The 1,396-nt window shown below is 65.8% G+C and carries 2 protein-coding genes and 1 pseudogene; all 3 read left to right on the top strand.

Translation table 11 applies throughout. From position 1 onward, the window contains the following. Window positions 1-423, top strand: a 423-nt coding sequence (locus B3873_RS05675) for a DJ-1/PfpI family protein (RefSeq protein WP_286864549.1), incomplete at its 5' end; no start/stop codon positions are given. A 153-nt stretch (window positions 424-576) separates the two neighbouring features. Then, window positions 577-1,164 carry an RNA polymerase sigma factor gene (locus B3873_RS05670; protein ID WP_286864548.1) on the top strand — a complete coding sequence of 196 codons (588 nt, stop codon included), beginning with the start codon at window positions 577-579 and terminating at the stop codon, window positions 1,162-1,164. Beyond that, window positions 1,164-1,396 (top strand): annotated as a pseudogene (locus B3873_RS05665) (hypothetical protein); the annotation flags it as partial. The gene B3873_RS05670 and the pseudogene B3873_RS05665, both read left to right, overlap by 1 nt.

Below are 1,396 nucleotides of genomic sequence, written 5' to 3'. Positions count from 1 at the left end.
GAAGGCGACCAGACCTATACCGAAAAGCCCGGCCACCAGTTCGCCCTCAACGCCAGCTTCGACGATGTCAGCGCGGCAGGCTATGACGCGCTGGTGGTGGCCGGTGGCCGCGCCCCGGAATACCTGCGCCTGAACCCCAAGGTGATCGAGCTGGTGCAAGCCTTCGCCAAGGCTGACAAGCCCATCGCCGCCGTTTGCCACGGTCCGCAGGTGCTGGCCGCCGCCGGCGTGCTGGAAGGCAAGAGGGTCTCGGCCTATCCGGCTTGCGCGCCGGAAGTGAAGCTGGCCGGCGGGCAATTCGCCGATATCGCCGTGGATGCCGCCATCACCGACGGCAAGCTGGTCACGGCTCCGGCCTGGCCGGCGCATCCGGCGTGGCTGGCGCAGTTCCTGCAGGTGCTGGGCACGCGCATCGAACTGTAAGGGCTGGACCCTCAGGCGGGGAGCGGCTTGCAGGGCCATGGCTCCCCGCGCAAACGCGCTGGTTTTGCTTGTTTCTTCATTTCCCCTTCGCAGTTTCCCCTCTTTTTTTCCTCCCGATCCACAATATGCCCTGAGAACAACCGTCTTCAGGGCATGCAGCCCATTTCCACCCTCTCCCCGATGAGCGACCAGGACCGCGAGATCACCGCCACCGTCATGCGCGAACGCAGCCGGCTGGGCGGCTTCATCCGCCGCCGGGTGGCGGACGCCGGCGAGGCCGAAGACATCCTGCAGGAAGTGTTTTATGAGTTCGTCCAGGCCTACCGCCTGCCGGAGCCCATCGAGCAGGTCAGCGCCTGGTTGTTCCGCGTGGCGCGCAACCGCATCATCGACCGCTTCCGCAAGAAGAAGGAAGAGCCCTTGCCCGAGGCGCACGACATCGAGCAAGTCGAGGGTGGCGAAGACAGCTGGCGGCTGGACCTGGTGCTGCCGGCCAGCGATGGCGGTCCGGAAGCGGCCTATGCGCGTGCGGCGCTGATCGAGGCCTTGCAGGCGGCACTGGACGAATTGCCGCCAGCGCAGCGCGAGGTCTTCATCGCCCACGAACTCGATGGCATCAGTTTCAAGGAAATGGCTGCTGCCAGTGGCACCAGCCTCAATACCCTGCTGGCGCGCAAGCGCTATGCAGTCCTGCATCTGCGCGAGCGCTTGCAGGCGGTTTATGACGAATTGGAGATGTAATGGAACAGAACGACATGCCTCAAAATCCCCCCACCCCGGCGCGCCGCGATCGTGGCTTCCGTGGCGGGCGTGATCCGCGCCGCTGGGGCGTGAAACTCCTGCTGTGCCTGCTGTGCGTGCCGGTGCTGGGCGTGGTGGTGATGCTGCTGTGGAACTGGGTGATGCCGCCGATCTTCCCGGGCGTGGCCGAGATCGGCTTCTGGCGGGCGCTGGGATTGCTGGTGCTGTGCCG

Source organism: Herbaspirillum sp. UBA812 (assembly GCF_002296545.1).
Taxonomy (GTDB): Bacteria; Pseudomonadota; Gammaproteobacteria; order Burkholderiales; family Burkholderiaceae_D; genus Herbaspirillum; species Herbaspirillum huttiense.
The sequence above is the reverse complement of the archived record's forward strand: the minus strand, read 5'-3'. Positions and strand labels throughout refer to the sequence as shown.